Below are 17803 nucleotides of genomic sequence, written 5' to 3'. Positions count from 1 at the left end.
CTACAACGGTTTCTAACATTTCAGACGAGGCGATTTATTACAGGATCTGACAGGGCGGTGATTGATGAGAACGCTGCGTCGACATGTCCCCTTGGAGACATAGGCAGCTTGCGCGGTGCATTCGAAGATGACGGTCGGGGAGTTTGCCCTGAACAAGATTTGGAGGATCACCGCGTGGACAGAACAACAAAAGCGCCGACGGCGGCCGTTAACCCGTCAGGGATCAGCTACCAAAGTGTAGAAAGCGGTTACTTTGAACAACGTCGCCTGCAGCGTCACGCAGGATTCTTCACTCTGCTGATTCTCGGTGTCGGTGCGGTGGTGGCGGGTCAGTATTCCGGTTGGAACCTTGGCTTGGCTCAAGGCTTTGGCGGCATGTTTTTGGCCTTGCTGATCATTGCCGTCATGTACCTGTTTCTTTGCTCCTCAATCGGCGAAATGGCGGCTGCGCTACCACATACCGGCGGCGCCTATTCTTTTGCGCGTACGACAATGGGCCCGTGGGGGGGATTCAGTACAGGCCTTGCGGAGAACATCGAATTCATCCTGGCCCCTGCGGGGAACATGTTTTTCATGGGGGCCTACCTGACTGCAATTTTCGGTACTGGCCCCGAATGGCAACCTGTCTGGTGGGTGGTCGGTTATGCCTGCATGCTGCTGCTTTCGAACCGGGGCTTGGGTGTGTCGATGCGCGCGGTCGTGCTCATTACCATCGCGGCGGTGTCAGTGTTGGTTGTGTTCTTCATTGCGGCTTACCCGCATATGGATTTCACCGGTAATGCCCTGAACCTTGCAGCTGACGCCGCAGGCAAGCCGGTCGAAGTGCAGGGCGGTAACGGACCGTGGCTGCCGTTCGGACTGACCGGCGTCATGCTTGCATTGCCGTTTGCCGTCTACATGTTTCTGGCCATCGAGCAATTGCCGCTGACTGCCGAGGAATCGCATAACCCGACCCGGCATTTGCCGCTGGCATTGGTCTGGGGCACCGTGATTCTTGCGGTATTGGCGTTGGGTGTGTTGTTTTTCAGTGCCTCGATCGGCGGCGGCAGCTTCTTCATGAGCACGTCGTCGGAACCGCTACTCGATGGCTTCCGGGAGATTTTCGGGCACACCGCAAGCAAGCTGTTGTCAGCAGTGGCCGTGCTGGGGCTGGCGGCGTCGTTCCTGGCGGGTAGCTTTGCCGCAGGACGCAATATCTATTCGCTGTCGCGTGCCGGTTACTTGCCAACCGGGCTATCGGTTACACACCCGACCCGCAATACGCCGAATATTGCACTGGCCACCGGGGCGCTGGCTGCACTGGGGATCCTGATGCTCTGCTGGTTTACTTTCGGCAAGGATAACAACGCATTGATGGGCGGAATCCTGGTGAGCATGATTGTGTTCGCCGGGATGATTTCCTACATCTTGCAAAGCGTCGCTTATATTCGCTTGAAGCGCTCCTTCGCTGATTTGCATCGGCCTTATCGCAGCCCTTACGGAATATTCGGAGCTGTCGCGGTGATCATCATTGCAACCGCGACACTGATTTATCAGTTCCTCGATCCTCTCTATAAATGGGCGGCCCTCGCTGCTGCCTGCTGGTACCTGATCGGGATTGCTTACTTTGCTTTCTATCGTCGTCATCGCCTGGTGTTGTCACCTGAAGAAGCATTCGCCGTGAGTGGCGGTCGTGAAGGAAATCCGCAAAATGACTAATGTTGAACGATCCAAAGGCAAGGGCCGTCTGGCCGGAAAAGTGGCCATTATCACCGGTGGCGCCGGCGGTTGCGGCGCTGCCGCAAGTCGGTTGTTCGCCGCTGAAGGGGCCAAGGTGATCATTATCGATTTGAATGGCGATGCCGCCGTCAACCTGGCGTCGCAGATCATTGCCGACGGCGACCAAGCACTGGGATTGGGCGCCGATGTCTCGCAAGCCGTTCAGGTTCGTGAGGCTATCGCCCGAGGGCTGGCAGAATTTGGCCCGGCGGACGTGCTTTTCAACCACGCCGGCACCTTGATCGTGAAGCCTTTTCTGGACGTGCAGGAGCATGAGTGGGACTGGCTTATGGCCGTGAACGTCAAGAGCATGTACCTGGTCACTCAGGCGGTGCTTCCACAAATGCTTGCCAAGGGCTCGGGCAGTATCGTGTGCACTTCGTCGATCTCCGCGCAGTATGCGACCCCAGGCGAGGTCGTATACAACGCCAGCAAGGGCGCATGCCAAATGTTTGCGCGGGCCATTGCCGTCGAGTTTCGTGATCGTGGTATCCGCTGCAACGCAGTCGCCCCGGGTTTTATCCGTACCCCGCACGGCGAGCGGGAAATGCGCGACTTGCAACTGATGGGGGTGGATGCCAGTGAAGCGGCAATCAAGTCGCAGCAGGGGCGGCTTTGCGAGCCGGAGGAGGTCGCACGGGCCGCGTTGTTTTTAGCCAGCGACGATGCTTCATTTGTCAGTGGCACGCAGCTGTTTGTGGACAACGGTTTTTCAGCGGTCTAAATCAATCGTGGCAAGAAATATGCTTGCTCTTTATCGCTGGGTTAAGGGTGCGCTCACTAGTAGGGCGCACTGGATAAAGACAAGGGGATGGCATGGCAATTTCAGTTCCGAATGGCAGACGTGGCATGGATGCCGCGCCCGCCCTTGATGCATGGCACTGCGCGACGCCCGGCCTGGTCGCATTGCTGCAGTGTGATGGCTTTGCCCGACAGTTGGATGAGGCTTTATGGGCCGTTGCGAGTTTCGACCAAAGCTGCGTGCTGTTTTACCCAACGGACGGCTCACCGGTGTTACTGCACAACAACCTGCAAGGTATCTGCGAACCGGGGGCGATGCATAGCTATCTTAACGGTACGTATTTGCTGGACCCGGTTTATACCGCCTGCGCTCACGGCAAGGCGACCGGACTCTATCGCATGAGCGAATTGGCCCCTGATGCTTTCTTCGAGGGTGATTACTTCAATTCCCCCGATGTGCATCCCTGTATTTCCATGCAGTCGGGCACATTGGCCGAAGAAATTGTCTTCATCTCTGCATTGCCGGGCATTGGTCACCTTGCTTATTCACTGATGCGACAGAACGCTTCTCCGACGTTTTCCGCCTTGCAGTTCGAAGGTTTACAGGGTTGCGGTGCGATGGTTGATGTATTGTTGCAACGTCACTATCAAGGCGTTTGCGCTCATCACGACGACAGTGCATCAGCCTTGAAAGAGCATTTGAACAACGCTTTTTCGCGATTCGCCGCTGATCAGCTAACCCCCCGTGAACAATTGATCGTCAGCATGATCCTGCGTGGACACTCCAGCCTTTCGATTTCACTGCACCTTGGTATCGCGGAGGGCACGGTAAAAAATCACCGCAAGCACCTGTATTTCAAGCTCGGCATTTCCAGCCAATCCGAGCTGTTTCATCTGTTCGTGAATTTTGTCCTTAGTCATACCTCAAATGTCCCGTTTGCCAGTGCTGTTAACGCGCTAGTGTTCCAGGAAGCTTTTGCCAATTAACGAAGTTCAGTGTCATTACCCGATGCTGTGCCGATGTTTCGTCGAGTATTCGATGCACCATCTACTGGACCTGAAGCGAGTCAAGAACGCGCAGGGCAGGGCGGTGGGCGGGTTTACGATGACTCGGCAGATGAACAGGGATGGACATTATCGATGGGTAACTCAGTCTTGCGGATATGGTGTGCAGTCAGTGTGCTGTGCATGGCCTCATTCACGATGGTCACTTCCGAGTTCGCGCCCATTGGTTTGTTATCGCAGATATCGACAGACCTGAATCAAACCCCGTCTACCGTCGGGCTAACGGTAACGTTATATGCCTGGATCGGGGCTGCCAGCGGCTTGTTATCCAACGGGTTGAACCGCTGGATCCCCCGCAGGACATTGCTGATCGCATTGATGTTAATACTGGCCGTATCAAACGGGCTGGCGGCGTTATCCCCTGAATTTTCGACGCTGCTCGGTGCGCGCGCCGTCGGCGCATTGGCCCATGGTGTGTTCTGGGCAATCGTGGCAGCCACTGCCGCGCATATCGTGCCGTCGCAACGCATGGGGTTGGCCACCTCGATTGTCTTGGGCGGTATCACGATCGCCACTGTCATGGGCGTTCCGCTGATCAATCTGGTGGGGCAATACGATGGTTGGCGTACGGCGTTCGTATGCCTGGCCTTGATGTGTGTCGTCAGCGCCGGTGCGATAGCACTGGTGCTTCCTTCCATGCAGATTCATTCCCTGGCCAAGGGGGGCGGGTTTGCGGCGGTGCTGCGGCGCAAGGATCTGTTGATCACGTACGTCATCACCGGATTGACAGCGGCTGCGCATTTTGGCGCCTATACCTTCGTCGAGCCGTTTATTGGCCAGGTACCTGGTATCACGCCGTACTTGATTGCCACCTTGCTGTTTGCTTTCGGAGCCGCAGGTTTTCTGGGCAACTTGCTCAGCGCTTTCTTTATCGATCGCTACTTGATGGTCTTCATTCTGGTGGCGTTGGTCGCGATGGCATTGGCCCTGGTGACCTTGGGTGTCTACGGCCCGTTATTGGGCATTGCGCCGGTGGTTATGTTGTTGGTGGTCTGGGGCGTCGCGATTTCCGCCTTGTTTACCGGCCTGCAGACCTGGGTCTTGCGAATTGCCGGCGATCACACGGTACCGGCCACTGCGGTCCATACAGCCGTGCTGAATAGCGCGATCGGGCTGGGTGTGATTATCGGTGGAGAAACGCTGAATGTGGCTGGCTTCAAGGGGGCGATGCTATCGGCCAGCGTGGTGATTGTCCCGGCTATTGTCCTGATGATTGCCGCAGAAGCACGCGCTCGAAAAGAACCCGTTTTTTCATGAAAAGAGGGGAGTAGGGATTCGTTTCCCTTCAAACTCAAGCGCGTTGTGCTCCCGCCCAATCACTGCAGGACGTCTGCTGAAAATAGTCATTGTATTGCTTCGAAATCGAATGTTATTGTTATAACACGGTAAAAATTAATGACAGTGAAATAACATTTCGCGTTCGGGAGCTCTGAAAATCCATGGAAAAGAACAGCTTCCTGCAGTTGCTGGAGCGAGAGTTCTCCAACCTGACCCCAACGGGCAAGCGGATCGCCAGTTATCTGTTGGGTAACCCAGAACAGCTTCCGTTTGAGTCGGCCGATAGCATCGCGCAGCAGACCTCCACCACGGGGATTTCCGTAGGGCGTTTTTTTCGATCCCTTGGCTACCAGAACATCGATGAAGTCAAACAGAGCCTGCGCGTTGAAACGCCGGCGTCGTGGCTTATCACCGATCGCATCGGCGCCTTTCGTGCCGAAAGCAATCAGCAAGATGCTCTTGATCGTTCCCTGAGTCGCGAGATCGAGGCCATTCGGTATGTCTACGGTCTGGCGCGCAGCGACGCCTTCGCCGATATCGTGCAACGCATCTACGAAGCCGATGCAGTGTTCATTCTCGGCATTCAGTCCACTCGAGGGATTCTCACAGCGTTCCATAGCCACCTTGAGTACATCCGGCCCAAGGTCTACTACGTCGATGGTCTGTCCGGCATTTACGCTGAAACCCTGAATTCCGGCTTTGCCAATCCCTACGCAATCATTGCGGATTTCCGTGCTTATTCCAGCGTGACTCAGACTTTCTGCGACGCGGCCATAGACAACAACCTCCCATTGGCCCTGATCACCGACCTGCAATGCCCCTGGGCCAGAGACTACCCACTTGACCTCTTGCAACTGAAAACCGATGTCGGGCAGTTCTGGGATTCACCTGCGCCATTGGCCTGCCTGTTGAATCTCATCGTGTCGGCCGTCGCTGAGAAATACGGGGATCGACTCGATGAGCGCTTGGCCAAGAACCGTCAATTGCAAAAAGCTTTCGGTCAGTTCGAAGGCTGATCTTCATCGTCCCACTGAATCCCAACTGGAGTATTGGCGTGAACAACAGCCCCCTTGTAGAGATCGATGCCCAGCGCTACCAGGTGCAAATCGATTTGATCTACGCCGGTGCAGATAACCTGGCAGGAAGAGTGATTTATCCACATGCGCGCTGCCTGTTACATCGCCAGGCTGCCGACTGTCTGTACAAAGCCAGTCAGCTCGCGCGTCAGGCCGGGTTTACCCTTCGCATCTATGACGCCTATCGGCCGCCTTATGCCCAGTACCTGTTGTGGGACGCGCTGCCAAACAACGACTACGTGCGTGACCCACATTTGGGCTCCCATCACAGCCGTGGCGTGGCGGTGGACCTGACGCTGGTCGGTACTGATGGCGAGCCGCTGAATATGGGGACTGAATTCGACGCAATGGAAGAGAAATCCCACCAGTTCTATCCCGACTTGCCAGTAGACGTGCAGCGCAATCGACTGCTGCTGGTGGGAATCATGCTCGCCGCCGGCTTCCAGGCGATTGCCACCGAGTGGTGGCATTACGAACTTCCGGATGCCGACGATTACCCCTTGCTGGAAGACGTTTAAACCACGGATCTACCAACAGATAGCACCGCGCAGCCCACGCTCAGTGCGGCTGATAACAATAACAAGACAGCGTTACTTACGTTTCACCTGCAACTGCCCGGTTATAGCTTTTATAAAAAACCTGACGTACTTCCCTCTATCGAATGATCAAGGAAACCGGCATGAACCCAATGAACACCGTGACCAGCAAACCCTTTCCCGGCGCCGGCAAGCTATTGCTGAGCATTTTGTGCAGTGCATTGAGCCTCGGTGCCTGGCAGGCTGCGACAGCGGCTGTACCACAAGACACCCTGGTCATCGGCAAACCCGCTGATCCCCAGACCCTCGACCCGGCCGTGACCTTCGATAACAACGACTGGACCATTACCTATCCGTCGTACCAGCGCCTGGTCGGCTACAAGGTCGAAGGCGACAAAAGCAGCACCGAAGTTCAGGGTGACCTGGCCGAGAGTTGGACCGTTTCTCCGGACAATCTGGTCTGGGAATTCAAAATCAAACCTGGCAACAAATTTGACGACGGTGCCCCTGTAGATGCCGCCGCGGTGAAGTTCTCCTTTGATCGCTTGATGACTCTCAAGCAGGGACCTTCCGGTGCATTCCCGGAGGACATGGTGGTCACGGTTGTCGACCCGCAGACCATCCGGTTCACCCTGAAGACGCCTTTCTCGCCGTTCCTGTTTACCCTGGCCCACAACGGTGCATCGATCATCAACCCCGCTGTGGTCAATAAAAGCGCGGACGTCAATGCCTGGCTGTCGAGCCACACCGCAGGCTCCGGTCCCTTCCGCTTGAGCAACTGGCAAAAAGGCCAGTCGTTGACCATGGAGCCGAACACCTACTTCGCCGGCCCCAAGCCTGCGCTGAAAACCGTGGTCATCAAGATCATCGGTGAGCCCTCCGTGCGTCGCCTGCAATTGGAGCGGGGTGACCTGGACATCATCGAAGACATGCCCGAAGACCAGCTCGGCGTTCTTGCCAGCAAGCCCGGCGTGGTGGTGAAGGAGTTCCCGTCGCTACGGGTCACCTATCTCTACCTGAACAACAAAAAGGGCCCACTGACCAGCGTCGATGCTCGTCGTGCGATCACCGAAGCGGTGGACTACAACGGCATCGTCAAAGGCATTCTCAGGGACAAGGCCAAGCTCCTGAACGGGCCAATCCCGGACGGCATGTGGGCGTATGACAGCTCGCTGCCGCCAATGAAGCAGGACATGGCCGCCGCCAAGGAGAGCCTGGCCAAAACGTCGCAGAAAATCACCAACCTCAGCTACATGTATTCGGACAAGGATCCTAACTGGGAACCGATCGGCCTGACCCTGCAAGCGGCATTGGCGCCACTGGGCATCAACCTCAAGCTGGAAAAGCTCGCCAACGCCACGCTGCGTGAGCGCGTCGGCCAGGCCGACTACGACATCGCCGTTGGTGCCTGGAGCCCGGACTTTGCCGACCCGTACATGTTCATGAACTTCTGGTTCGACTCCAAGATGCAGGGCCTGCAGGGCAACCGCTCGTTCTATAGCAACCCGCAAGTCGACAAGTTGATTCGAGAGGCGGCCGCTAATAGCGACACCGCGAAGCGCGTCGAGCTGTACCAGACCGCGCAAAAAATGGTGCTCAAGGACAGCGTCTACGCCTACCTCTACCAGAAGAGCTACACCTTGCCGATGCGTGATTCGGTCAAGGGTTACGTGTTCAACCCCATGCTCGAACAGGTGTTCAACTTGGGCAGTATGAGCAAGTAAACCGGCTCCCTCGCGCTGGCCATTCGTGGCTGGCGCGGTTTCTGATTTTCGTCGTGGGTGCTACTGAGGTGCCAAAATGGCCTTCCTGACTTTGTTGCGCAAGCGCCTGCTCGGCCTGTTGCTGGTCGTGTTCGGCGTTTCGCTGATTACCTTTGCAATTTCGCACCTGATCCCCGGGGATCCTGCCCGATTGATCGCTGGCGACCGTGCCAGTGATGCGTTGGTGGCAGGCATACGTCATCAACTGGGATTGGATCTGCCGCTGTATCAACAATACGGTCGTTACCTGATGGACCTGGTGCAGGGAGACCTGGGAACCTCGATACGCACCAGCCGTCCTGTGCTGGAAGACTTGCAGACGTTCTTCCCGGCAACACTGGAGTTGGCGCTGGTAGCGCTGGTGCTTGCGATCCTGGCCGGCGTGCCGCTTGGCGTGCTATCAGCGGTTTACCACAATCGGGCGATTGACCAGATCGCCCGCACGCTTGCAGTCACCGGGATTTCAACACCGGCCTTTTGGCTCGGCCTGGGCGCAATCGTTCTGTTCTACGGTCATCTGGGTTGGTTGCCGGGAGGAGGGCGGCTGTCCGAAGGGCTTGCTCCGCCGCCGACAATCAGCGGTTTTTATCTGCTCGACTCGCTGCTCGCCGGTGAGGGCGCGCTGTTTCTCGATGCCGTCGAGCATCTGATTCTGCCGGCGGCGACCCTGGGGTTCGTGACCCTGGGTGTCGTCGCACGGCAGATTCGTTCAGCCATGCTTGATCAACTCGGCGAAGACTATATCCGCACCGCCCGCGCCTACGGCCTGTCCCGTTGGACTGTGATCCTGCGCCATGCACTGCCTAACGCGCTCATCCCTTCGGTGACAGTCTTGGGATTGACCCTCGGAGATTTGCTGTATGGCGCGGTGCTGACCGAAACGGTCTTCGCCTGGCCCGGCATGGGCGCCTATGTGGTCAAGTCGATCCAGTCGCTGGACTTCCCGGCGGTGATGGGCTTCGCCATTCTGGTTTCGTTCATCTATGTGCTCCTGAACATGGCCATCGATATTGTGTACCGCGTGATCGACCCACGCATCGGCGAGGTAAGTTGAAATGTCCGCTACCCTGATGGCTACGCGCCGCCCGCGCTGGAACGAAAAACTCGCCTATCTGACCTACCGCATCCGCCGCAGTCCGCTGACCATGGCGGGCCTGGCGATCACCTGTATCGTCTTGCTGTGCATGATCTTCGCCCCTTGGCTGGCCAGTCACGATCCCAACGCGCTGAACTTGGCCGAACGCCTGGCGCCGCCATCCAGCAGCCATTGGTTCGGCACCGACGAAGTCGGTCGCGACCTGTTCAGCCGCGTGCTGTTCGGTAGTCAGCAGTCGGTGGGTGTCGGTCTGTTCGTGGCTTTTGCATCCTGTTTTATCGGCGGGTTGCTGGGGTGCTTTTCCGGGGTCATCGGTGGTCGTTTCGACGCATTGATCATGCGCCTGATGGACATCATGCTGTCGGTGCCATCGCTGGTGCTGATCATGGCCTTGGCGGCTGCGTTGGGCGCGAGCCTGTTCAACGCGATGCTGGCGATTACGCTGGTACGAATTCCTTCCTATGTCCGGCTAGCCCGCGGCCAAGCCTTGAGCATCCGCGAGATGGGTTATGTCAAGGCCGCCCAAACCTTCGGGGCAGGGCGCTGGCACCTGGTGCACTGGCACGTGGCGCGCAACGCAATGCCGCCATTGCTGGTGCAGTTGAGCCTGGATATCGGCAGCGCGATCCTCATGGCCTCGGCCTTGGGCTTTATCGGCCTGGGAGCGCAGCAGCCTACGGCCGAGTGGGGCGCGATGGTCGCCACCGGGCGCAACTACATCCTCGATAACTGGTGGTACTCGACCTTTCCCGGCCTGGCGATTCTGATCACGGCCACCGGGTTCAACTTGCTGGGCGATGGCGTACGCGATCTGCTCGATCCACGGCAACAGGGGAAGTGACCATGCAGACGTCGAGTCCAGTATTGTCCATCGACAACCTGAGCCTGGAATTCCCGGCTTACAAAAACAACGTCAAAGCCCTGAACGGCGTGTCGCTGCACGTCAATCCCGGGGAAATCGTCGGCGTCGTCGGCGAGTCCGGATCGGGCAAGTCGGTCACGGCCATGCTCAGCATGCGATTGTTGCCCGAGCGCAGCTATCGCATCACCGCCGGCAGCCTGAGCATGCTCGGTCGCGACATGCTGGCAGCGCCTGAAAAAGAGTTACTGACGATTCGCGGGCGCGACGCCGCGATGATTTTCCAGGAACCGATGACCGCCTTGAACCCGACCCGGCGCATCGGCAGGCAAATGCTTGATGTGATCATTCATCACCAGAAAATCAGCGCCGCCCAGGCCCGTCTCAAGGCGATCGCACTATTGCGCGACATGCACATAGCCAGTCCGGAACAGGTATTGGAGAGCTATCCTTTCGAACTGTCTGGCGGCATGCGCCAGCGGGTGATGATCGCGCTGGCGTTCTCCTGCGAGCCCCAATTGCTGATCGCCGACGAGCCGACAACGGCCCTCGACGTGACCGTGCAACGCCAGGTGTTGTTGCTGTTGCGAGAAAAAGCCAGGCAGCGGGGCACGGCCATCTTGCTCATCACCCATGACATGGCGTTGGTTTCGCAGTTCTGCGACCGGGTCTACGTCATGTACACAGGGGCAGTGGTCGAGGAGGGCCGCACGGCGGATGTCATGGGCAATCCGCAACATCCCTATACGCAAGGTTTGCTCAGTGGTCTGCCGGAAATGGTCGAGCCGGGCCAGCCGCTGCTGACCATTGCCGGTCAAGTGCCGAACCTGGCCTCTTTGCCCGTGGGCTGTACTTTTCAGGAGCGGTGTACGTACGCCATGCCGGTGTGTAGCAAGCGCCCGAATCTCAACACCATCAACGGTAATGACCAACGTAAAAGCGCGTGCTGGTTACCGGTCAAGGAGCTTTCGTGATGAACAGTGCCGTCCTTCAACCCATCACCCAAATGGCTCCCACGATTCTTCAACTTGACGATGTCCACGTTCGTTTCCCTGTGAGCAATGACTGGTTGGGGCGACCGCGCGGATATGCCCACGCCTTGAACGGTATTGATCTTCAGGTGCGGGCAGGCGAGACCCTGGGTATTGTCGGCGAGTCAGGTTGCGGCAAGAGCACCTTGGCCCAACTGTTGATGGGCCTGGTGCCGCCCAGCAGCGGGGAGATGAACTGGGCCAATCGCAGCGGTGAAGGCCGCAGCAACGTTCAGATTGTTTTCCAGGATCCACAGTCGTCCCTTGATCCGCGCCTGCCTATCTGGAAAATCATCACCGAGCCGTTATACGCCCGAGGCCATGTCAGCCACGCGCAGATGCGCGATGTGGCCGCCAGGGTCGCGGCCCAAGTCGGCATCCGTCCGGAGTACCTGGACCGCTTCGCGCACCAGTTTTCCGGGGGGCAGCGTCAGCGCATTGCCATCGCCCGAGCCCTTTCGTCAGACCCGGATATCATTGTCCTGGACGAGCCCACGTCGGCACTGGACATCTCGGTTCAGGCGCAGATTCTCAACCTGCTGGCCGAGCTGCAAAGTGCCCGCAATCTGACTTACATCCTGATTTCCCACAACGTATCAGTGGTGCGTCATATGGCTAACCGGGTAGCGGTGATGTACTTGGGGCAAATCGTTGAACTGGGCAGCGCGGCTCAAGTACTCGATCAGCCACGTCACCCCTATACCCGTTTGTTGCTCGAGGCGGTACCACGACTGGGCGTGCCACTGCACGACGAGCAAGTCGCGGCGCCTACCGAATTACCAGGGAACCGCCGACTACCGAGCGGCTGCTTCTTCCGCGAACGGTGCAATCTATGCACCGTTGGCTGCGAGAAGCCTCAGGTATTGCTGGGGGATGAGCAGCAGTGTGTGCGATGTCATTTACAGGATTGAGTCACTGACTTCGCCAATCCTCACAACCAAGCCCACAACGCTGGCGTCGCGCCTGAAGAAGCTAGGCATCGTGGCAGTCGTTTGAGAATGGCTGCACAGGGTAACCAGGCAGAATCTGAAATATGTTGTTACGTGTAATGTATATTATGTTAAATGATGTGTTATGTGAGATATGTTCATGAGGCGCCTAAGTCCCTGATTCGACATACCTGCTTCTGAAGCCTTCTCTTTCAACGGGTCATGTTCATGGTGAGACATTGAATGAGGCGGCTGTCGATGAAGCTGATTCAGTGCCGTTACTCATCTTGTCATGCTCGTGCAGACCGGAGATGCGGTGCCGTTGCCCATGCTTGTCCCTTTCATCTACGTTCAACTCAAGCTAAGGTTCCGCGCGGAGCGATCCAGGCTTTCTATAGCTACGCCAAAAGCCGTGACCTCAATATGGCCTGCCACCTCGAATCGATCCTGGCTTTACTGGACGGTTACGCCATATGGCTCCAAGCGGCCGTTAAGCCGACAACTTGGTTGCCCGAATCGGCACAAGCTTCGAAAATTTCGCCTGATCATTGCGAAGTTAGCAGATCGCTAGCCCCCATTCGTTTGCCATGTGCTCAATACCTGCAACATTAGATCTGCTAATCCTGCATCATAAAAATTAACTTTGCTTATCGGTAAAATCGCGGAGACTGGGGACGTCAACAATCAATAGAGATTTATGAAATGTCGGGTGAAAAATCAATAGCAAAGCTACTCCATGGCATGAGCCCTTCGCTGAATGAGGGTAACTATGTCTTCTGCACTATCAAAAACAACAACATCCTTGAGGGGCAGGAAGTGCTGGGGAGCTTTCGGGAGAAGGAAGGCCTAACGGTAATCCTCGAGCAATCCGCAGCTCTGGAGCTTGGTCTTGAATTCGAATATGTCGCCGCCTGGATTACCTTGACCATCCACTCGGCGCTGGATGCCGTTGGCTTGACGGCTGCCTTTGCAACCGCTCTGGGCAATGCAGGCATCAGCTGTAATGTCATCGCGGCTTACTACCACGACCACATTTTTGTAGGTAAAGATGATGCGCAGAAAGCAATGGATGTTCTGCAGGAACTCGCGCGATCTGGATCTGGTGACTAGGAAGCACCTCGAAGCATTCGCGGAGCGCTATTGAAAATGCTTGGCGCAAAGGCAAAAGCCACTCTCAACGACCATTGTTGTGCCTCGTCGGAGTTACCCTCCTCCCCGTCTATGCTGAGCATCCTTTGATGCAAACGGCTTAAAGCCGCGTGCTTAATAGAGAGCGAGATCGTTAACTCCATTCACTCCTTGCAAGATTTGGGTATCGCAATCCGGCTACTGGTCTTGACCTCGCGCAACGCCAGGCTCGACTGAATGGATGCAATACCCACCTGGCGCCTGAGCACCTGCTCGATAAAGTCACTGTAGCTATCAAGATCTTCTGCCAGCACTTGCAGCACGTAATCGGCATCCCCGGTGATCTTGTGACAGGACAACACTTCAGGCAATTGCGCAATCACCGCCTCGAAGGCGTCGGGAGCGTGATCGGCGTGAGTGGAAAAACGGATGTGCACGAACGCCATGATATCCAACCCCAGCATGCGTCGATCAAGGTTGGCCTGATAGCCCTTGATCACGCCCGCTTCCTCCATTCTCTTACGCCGGCGCCAGCAAGGCGTGAGGCTTAACGACAGGCGTTCACTGAGCTCGGCGTTGGAAATGCTCGCATCCTCTTGCAGCAATGTGAGTATCGCCAAGTCAGTCTCGTCAAGGTTGATGCGTTTGGATGATTTTTTCTGCATTTCGCAATTCCTGAGTAAAAACGCCCGAAAAATCTAGCAGACCACGAAAATAAAGCAAAGAAAGCGCATCCAGACCGGAAGAGAATATTTGCACTGGTTCAAATTAACGGATGCGCAGAATGTTTACAGTTTTCAGTGATTCCCATCGCTTGCACCACGGCACCGAATTGAAGGACGGCGTGCTCAAACCGTCGTTCGAACAGCCCAGCCGGGCCGATACCGTACATGATCGAGTCAAGCAGGTAGGCCTTGGCCAGATCGTCGAACCACGGGCATTTGACCGGTCGTGTTACGTCAATGCGCACAGCGAGCGTTACGTCAGCTTTCTTGAAAGCGCATGGTCAGAATGGTGTGCGACCGGGCGTACCCACGACGCCTTGCCGCTGGTATGGCCAGTGCGCGATTTGTCCAACGATCAAGTCCCGACCTTCATCGACGGAAAGCTCGGTTTCTTCGCCATGGATGCCGGTTCTCCGATTACCGCGACCACATGGCAAGCCGTAAAGACCAGCGCAGACATCGCCCTCACCGGCCTGGCGCTGATCGATGAAGGCCACGACAGTGCCTTCGCCCTGTGCCGTCCGCCCGGCCATCACGCAGCGCGTGAGTACATGGGCGGCTATTGCTATCTCAATAACGCTGCCATTGCCGCACAACAGGCCATCACTCAAGGCGCGAAACGTGTCGCGGTACTGGACGTCGACTTCCATCATGGCAACGGCACCCAGAACATCTTCTACGAACGCAGTGACGTCATGTTCGTGTCGCTGCACGGCGAACCTGCGGTGTCTTATCCGTACTACTCAGGCTTCAGTCACGAAGTCGGCGCCGGCCATGGCGAAGGTTACAACCTCAACTACCCGTTGCCGAAAAACACCACTTGGGAAAGCTATCGCGGCGCCCTGCTCCACGCCTGCAGGAAACTCCAGCAATTCGCCCCTGAAGTGCTGGTTATTTCACTCGGCGTCGACACGTTCAAGGACGACCCCATCAGCCACTTCCTGCTGGAAAGCGAAGATTTCATCGGCATCGGCGAGCTGATAGCGGGTGTGGGCTGCCCCACTCTGTTCGTGATGGAAGGCGGCTATATGGTCGATGAAATCGGAATCAATGCGGTCAATGTGCTGCATGGTTTCGAGAGCAAACGCAGCTGAGCCGTCCCCTGCCCCGCAACGTTTTTACTAATGAACCGGAGAATAAAAACATGACTCTTTTCATAGACGTCGATCATGTCGCACGCCTGTTCGCCACGGTGGGCATCCGTCGCGCAATCCGCGAAATGGCAGATTACATCGAAGCTGATTATTCACGTTGGGCGCAGTTTGATAAGTCGCCGCGCACCGCCAATCATTCGGCCAAGGGTGTGATCGAGTTGATGCCGACCGACGATGGCCAGCGGTACTCGTTCAAATACGTCAATGGTCATCCGGACAACGGTCAAAGCAACTTGCTGACGGTCATGGCCTTCGGCGTCCTGGCCGATGTCCACAGTGGCTATCCAACCCTGCTCAGTGAACTGACGCTGACCACCGCTGTGCGCACGGCGGCGACCTCCGCCTTGGTGGCGAAGTCCTTGGCGCGTCCGGATGCACGCATCATGGCCATCATCGGCAATGGCGCCCAGAGCGAATTTCAGGCCCTCGCCTTCCATGAAATGCTATCGATCAAGGAACTGCGCATATTCGATATCGATCGCGACGCCTCGCTTAAGTTGAAGCGCAACCTGGCCGCGTTCCCGGATCTTGAAGTGATCCTGGCCGGCTCGGCGCAAGAAGCGGTCAAGGGCGCAGACATCGTCACCACAGTCACTGCAGATAAAGCCTACGCAACGATTCTGACGCCCGAGATGATCGAGCCCGGCATGCATATCAATGCCGTAGGGGGGGACTGTCCGGGGAAAACCGAGCTGCACGCCGAGATCTTGCGTAACGCCCGGGTCATCGTTGAATTTGAACCTCAGACCCGGATTGAAGGTGACATCCAGCAATTGGAAGCCGACTTTCCCGTCGTCGAATTTTTCCGGATTGTTCAGGGCGAAATCAAGGGCCGCGAGAACGACGCTCAGGTCACTGTGTTCGATTCGGTGGGTTTTGCCCTCGAAGACTTTTCGTCACTGCGCTACGTACTGGACCTGGCCCAGGAGCATGCAATCGGTGAACACATCCACCTGGTGCCGAGGCCTGCCAACATAAAAGACCTCTACCAGATCCTGGATCAGCAGCCAGCAATCGTCCCTTCACGCCTGCGCACAGTGAGCTGAAAAAACCATAGGTGATGCCCCTGCGCAAAGTGCCAAGGGGCTACTCAGACACTGTGTGTGTACGCGGCAAATCTCGCTCTGCAAAAACAACCACCGTCAGTAGCCGTTGCATCTCTAACAAATACGCAAGACACCACTTTTCTGCCAAAACTCAAAAACATAAAATCAAGAGGTTTTGTAATGAAATCAACTCCCTCAGGGCTGATTGAACAGCCCGCGCTGCAACGCACCCTCAGCAATCGTCACATTCAGTTAATGGCCATGGGAGGCGCCATCGGTACAGGCCTGTTCATGGGTTCCGGGAAGATCATCGCCCTCTCTGGCACGTCGATCATCCTCATCTACATGATCATCGGCCTGTTCGTTTATTTCGTCATGCGTGCCATGGGCGAAATGCTGCTCTCGAACTTGAACTTCAAAACTTTCGCGGATTTTGCCGGTGCCTACCTCGGCCCGCGCGCGGCATTCTTTCTTGGCTGGTCGTATTGGCTGAGTTGGAGCGTGGCGGTGATAGGTGATTCAGTCGTGGTCGGCGGGTTTTTTCAGTATTGGTTCCCCGATGTGCCCGCCTGGATACCCGCCATCGGTATGCTGATGACACTGTTCGCCTTGAATGTACTGACGGTCAGGCTTTTTGGTGAAGTGGAGTTCTGGTTCGCGATCATCAAGATCATTGCCGTCGTCACCCTGATTGGCGTCAGCATGGTGCTGATTGCCAGCTCATTTGTCTCACCCAGCGGTGTTACTGCTTCGCTGAACCACCTGCTGGATAAACAAGCGGCCTTTCCCAACGGCCTGTTCGGTTTCTTTGCCGGTTTCCAGATGGCGATCTTCTCATTTGCCGGCACCGAACTGATCGGCACCGCCGCCGCCGAAACCCGTAACCCCGAGAAGACCCTGCCGAAAGCCATCAACTCGATTCCGCTGCGAATCATCCTGTTTTATGTGCTGGCACTGGCCTGCATTATTGCAGTGACTTCGTGGCAACAGGTTTCGCCCAACAAGAGCCCTTTCGTCGAGCTGTTCCTGGTTGCAGGTTTTCCCGCGGCAGCCGGTATCGTCAACTTTGTAGTGCTGACGTCTGCCGCTTCCTCGGCCAACAGTGGTGTATTTTCGTCTAGCCGCATGCTGTTCGGACTGGCCAACCAGGACAACGCTCCGAGGATTTTCCGAAGTCTGTCGAGCAATAGCGTGCCTCTGCTGAGTCTGGCGTTCACCACACTGTTGATGCTCGTGGGTGTGCTGTTGCTTTTCATCGTTCCTGAAGTGATGACCGCATTCACCATTGTTTCCACTGTATCGGCAATCCTGGTGATTTTTACTTGGTCGACCATCCTTGCATCGTATATTGCCTACCGCCAAAAGCGACCTGAGCTGCACGCGAAATCGGCCTACAAAATGCCTGGCGGCGTACCAATGGCCTGGTTTTCCCTGGCGTTCCTGGGCTTTGTTCTTTGTCTGCTGGCATTGAGACCTGATACCCGTATTGCGTTGATGGTCATGCCGGGGTGGTTCATATGGTTGGCAATTGCTTACCAGTTGACCTGTTCCAGGAAGCCTAAAACCGCTGCCGAAGCTGCCAGTCAATACGGCTGAGATGTTTGGGTGCAGCGTAAAC

At 56.5% G+C, this 17803-nt stretch carries 16 protein-coding genes; 15 read left to right on the top strand and 1 reads right to left on the bottom strand.

What is annotated here, in order from left to right; all coding sequences use genetic code 11:
- Window positions 1-174 precede the first annotated feature (174 nt).
- From F7R20_RS11850 to F7R20_RS11790, 12 genes are all read left to right on the top strand, one after another.
- Entirely contained in the window at window positions 175-1698 is a 1524-nt protein-coding gene (locus F7R20_RS11850; RefSeq protein WP_003201968.1) for an amino acid permease, read from the top strand.
- Window positions 1691-2482: an SDR family NAD(P)-dependent oxidoreductase gene (locus tag F7R20_RS11845; protein WP_003201965.1), complete on the top strand. Its 792-nt coding sequence runs from the start codon at window positions 1691-1693 to the stop codon at window positions 2480-2482. The genes F7R20_RS11850 and F7R20_RS11845 overlap by 8 nt, the downstream gene beginning before the upstream one ends.
- Window positions 2483-2574: 92 nt before the next feature.
- Window positions 2575-3486: a helix-turn-helix domain-containing protein gene (locus F7R20_RS11840; protein WP_003201963.1), complete on the top strand. Its 912-nt coding sequence runs from the start codon at window positions 2575-2577 to the stop codon at window positions 3484-3486.
- A 153-nt stretch (window positions 3487-3639) separates the two neighbouring features.
- Window positions 3640-4821 carry an MFS transporter gene (locus tag F7R20_RS11835; protein ID WP_003201959.1) on the top strand — a complete coding sequence of 394 codons (1182 nt, stop codon included), beginning with the start codon at window positions 3640-3642 and terminating at the stop codon, window positions 4819-4821.
- Between the two features lie 182 nt (window positions 4822-5003).
- Window positions 5004-5858 carry a MurR/RpiR family transcriptional regulator gene (locus F7R20_RS11830; protein WP_003201957.1) on the top strand — a complete coding sequence of 285 codons (855 nt, stop codon included), beginning with the start codon at window positions 5004-5006 and terminating at the stop codon, window positions 5856-5858.
- Between the two features lie 38 nt (window positions 5859-5896).
- Window positions 5897-6436: a D-alanyl-D-alanine dipeptidase gene (ddpX, locus tag F7R20_RS11825; protein WP_003201955.1), complete on the top strand. Its 540-nt coding sequence runs from the start codon at window positions 5897-5899 to the stop codon at window positions 6434-6436.
- 161 nt (window positions 6437-6597) lie between these two features.
- Entirely contained in the window at window positions 6598-8178 is a 1581-nt protein-coding gene (locus tag F7R20_RS11820; protein ID WP_027913087.1) for an ABC transporter substrate-binding protein, read from the top strand.
- Window positions 8179-8254: 76 nt separating this feature from the next.
- Window positions 8255-9271 (top strand): ABC transporter permease, encoded by a 1017-nt coding sequence (locus F7R20_RS11815; protein WP_003201952.1) that lies wholly within the window; start codon window positions 8255-8257, stop codon window positions 9269-9271.
- 1 nt (window position 9272) lies between these two features.
- Window positions 9273-10154: a D,D-dipeptide ABC transporter permease gene (gene ddpC / locus F7R20_RS11810; protein WP_033028114.1), complete on the top strand. Its 882-nt coding sequence runs from the start codon at window positions 9273-9275 to the stop codon at window positions 10152-10154.
- Window positions 10155-10156: 2 nt separating this feature from the next.
- On the top strand, window positions 10157-11146 hold the full coding sequence (locus F7R20_RS11805) for an ABC transporter ATP-binding protein (protein ID WP_003201949.1): 990 nt from the start codon (window positions 10157-10159) through the stop codon (window positions 11144-11146).
- Window positions 11146-12114, top strand: a complete 969-nt coding sequence (locus F7R20_RS11800; RefSeq protein WP_003201946.1) for an ABC transporter ATP-binding protein — start codon at window positions 11146-11148, stop codon at window positions 12112-12114. Before F7R20_RS11805 ends, F7R20_RS11800 begins: the two co-directional genes overlap by 1 nt.
- Before the next feature lie 720 nt (window positions 12115-12834).
- Window positions 12835-13242, top strand: coding sequence for an ACT domain-containing protein (locus tag F7R20_RS11790; RefSeq protein ID WP_003201943.1), 408 nt, complete (start codon window positions 12835-12837; stop codon window positions 13240-13242).
- Between the two features lie 182 nt (window positions 13243-13424).
- Here F7R20_RS11790 and F7R20_RS11785 read toward each other — a convergent pair whose 3' ends face one another.
- On the bottom strand, window positions 13425-13925 hold the full coding sequence (locus F7R20_RS11785; RefSeq protein WP_003201941.1) for an Lrp/AsnC family transcriptional regulator: 501 nt from the start codon (window positions 13923-13925) through the stop codon (window positions 13425-13427).
- A 119-nt stretch (window positions 13926-14044) separates the two neighbouring features.
- On the opposite strand from F7R20_RS11785, the gene F7R20_RS11780 reads away from it, so the two are divergent.
- From F7R20_RS11780 to F7R20_RS11770, 3 genes are all read left to right on the top strand, one after another.
- A complete protein-coding gene (locus F7R20_RS11780) occupies window positions 14045-15079 on the top strand; it encodes a histone deacetylase family protein (protein ID WP_003201938.1) in 1035 nt (344 codons plus the stop codon).
- Between the two features lie 50 nt (window positions 15080-15129).
- Window positions 15130-16185 carry an ornithine cyclodeaminase gene (locus F7R20_RS11775; RefSeq protein ID WP_003201935.1) on the top strand — a complete coding sequence of 352 codons (1056 nt, stop codon included), beginning with the start codon at window positions 15130-15132 and terminating at the stop codon, window positions 16183-16185.
- A gap of 180 nt (window positions 16186-16365) precedes the next feature.
- The gene (locus F7R20_RS11770; protein WP_003201933.1) at window positions 16366-17781 is read left to right on the top strand and encodes an amino acid permease; all 1416 of its coding nucleotides are present in this window, start codon (window positions 16366-16368) and stop codon (window positions 17779-17781) included.
- The last annotated feature ends 22 nt before the right edge of the window (window positions 17782-17803 follow it).

Origin of the sequence: Pseudomonas brassicacearum subsp. brassicacearum, assembly GCF_008801605.1 — a bacterium.
Lineage (GTDB): Bacteria > Pseudomonadota > Gammaproteobacteria > Pseudomonadales > Pseudomonadaceae > Aquipseudomonas > Aquipseudomonas brassicacearum.
Note: the sequence above shows the minus strand (reverse complement) of the source record. Positions and strands in the feature narration are given on the sequence as shown.

What these genes read in the sequence shown, in the direction of transcription:
- F7R20_RS11845 (WP_003201965.1), top strand. Translation starts at nt 1,691, where the DNA reads ATGACTAATGTTGAACGATCCAAAGGCAAGGGCCGTCTGGCCGGAAAA.
- F7R20_RS11840 (WP_003201963.1), top strand. Translation starts at nt 2,575, where the DNA reads ATGGCAATTTCAGTTCCGAATGGCAGACGTGGCATGGATGCCGCGCCC.
- F7R20_RS11835 (WP_003201959.1), top strand. Translation starts at nt 3,640, where the DNA reads ATGGGTAACTCAGTCTTGCGGATATGGTGTGCAGTCAGTGTGCTGTGC.
- F7R20_RS11830 (WP_003201957.1), top strand. Translation starts at nt 5,004, where the DNA reads ATGGAAAAGAACAGCTTCCTGCAGTTGCTGGAGCGAGAGTTCTCCAAC.
- F7R20_RS11820 (WP_027913087.1), top strand. Translation starts at nt 6,598, where the DNA reads ATGAACCCAATGAACACCGTGACCAGCAAACCCTTTCCCGGCGCCGGC.
- F7R20_RS11815 (WP_003201952.1), top strand. Translation starts at nt 8,255, where the DNA reads ATGGCCTTCCTGACTTTGTTGCGCAAGCGCCTGCTCGGCCTGTTGCTG.
- ddpC (WP_033028114.1), top strand. Translation starts at nt 9,273, where the DNA reads ATGTCCGCTACCCTGATGGCTACGCGCCGCCCGCGCTGGAACGAAAAA.
- F7R20_RS11805 (WP_003201949.1), top strand. Translation starts at nt 10,157, where the DNA reads ATGCAGACGTCGAGTCCAGTATTGTCCATCGACAACCTGAGCCTGGAA.
- F7R20_RS11800 (WP_003201946.1), top strand. Translation starts at nt 11,146, where the DNA reads ATGAACAGTGCCGTCCTTCAACCCATCACCCAAATGGCTCCCACGATT.
- F7R20_RS11790 (WP_003201943.1), top strand. Translation starts at nt 12,835, where the DNA reads ATGTCGGGTGAAAAATCAATAGCAAAGCTACTCCATGGCATGAGCCCT.
- F7R20_RS11785 (WP_003201941.1), bottom strand. Translation starts at nt 13,925, where the DNA reads ATGCAGAAAAAATCATCCAAACGCATCAACCTTGACGAGACTGACTTG.
- F7R20_RS11780 (WP_003201938.1), top strand. Translation starts at nt 14,045, where the DNA reads ATGTTTACAGTTTTCAGTGATTCCCATCGCTTGCACCACGGCACCGAA.
- F7R20_RS11775 (WP_003201935.1), top strand. Translation starts at nt 15,130, where the DNA reads ATGACTCTTTTCATAGACGTCGATCATGTCGCACGCCTGTTCGCCACG.
- F7R20_RS11770 (WP_003201933.1), top strand. Translation starts at nt 16,366, where the DNA reads ATGAAATCAACTCCCTCAGGGCTGATTGAACAGCCCGCGCTGCAACGC.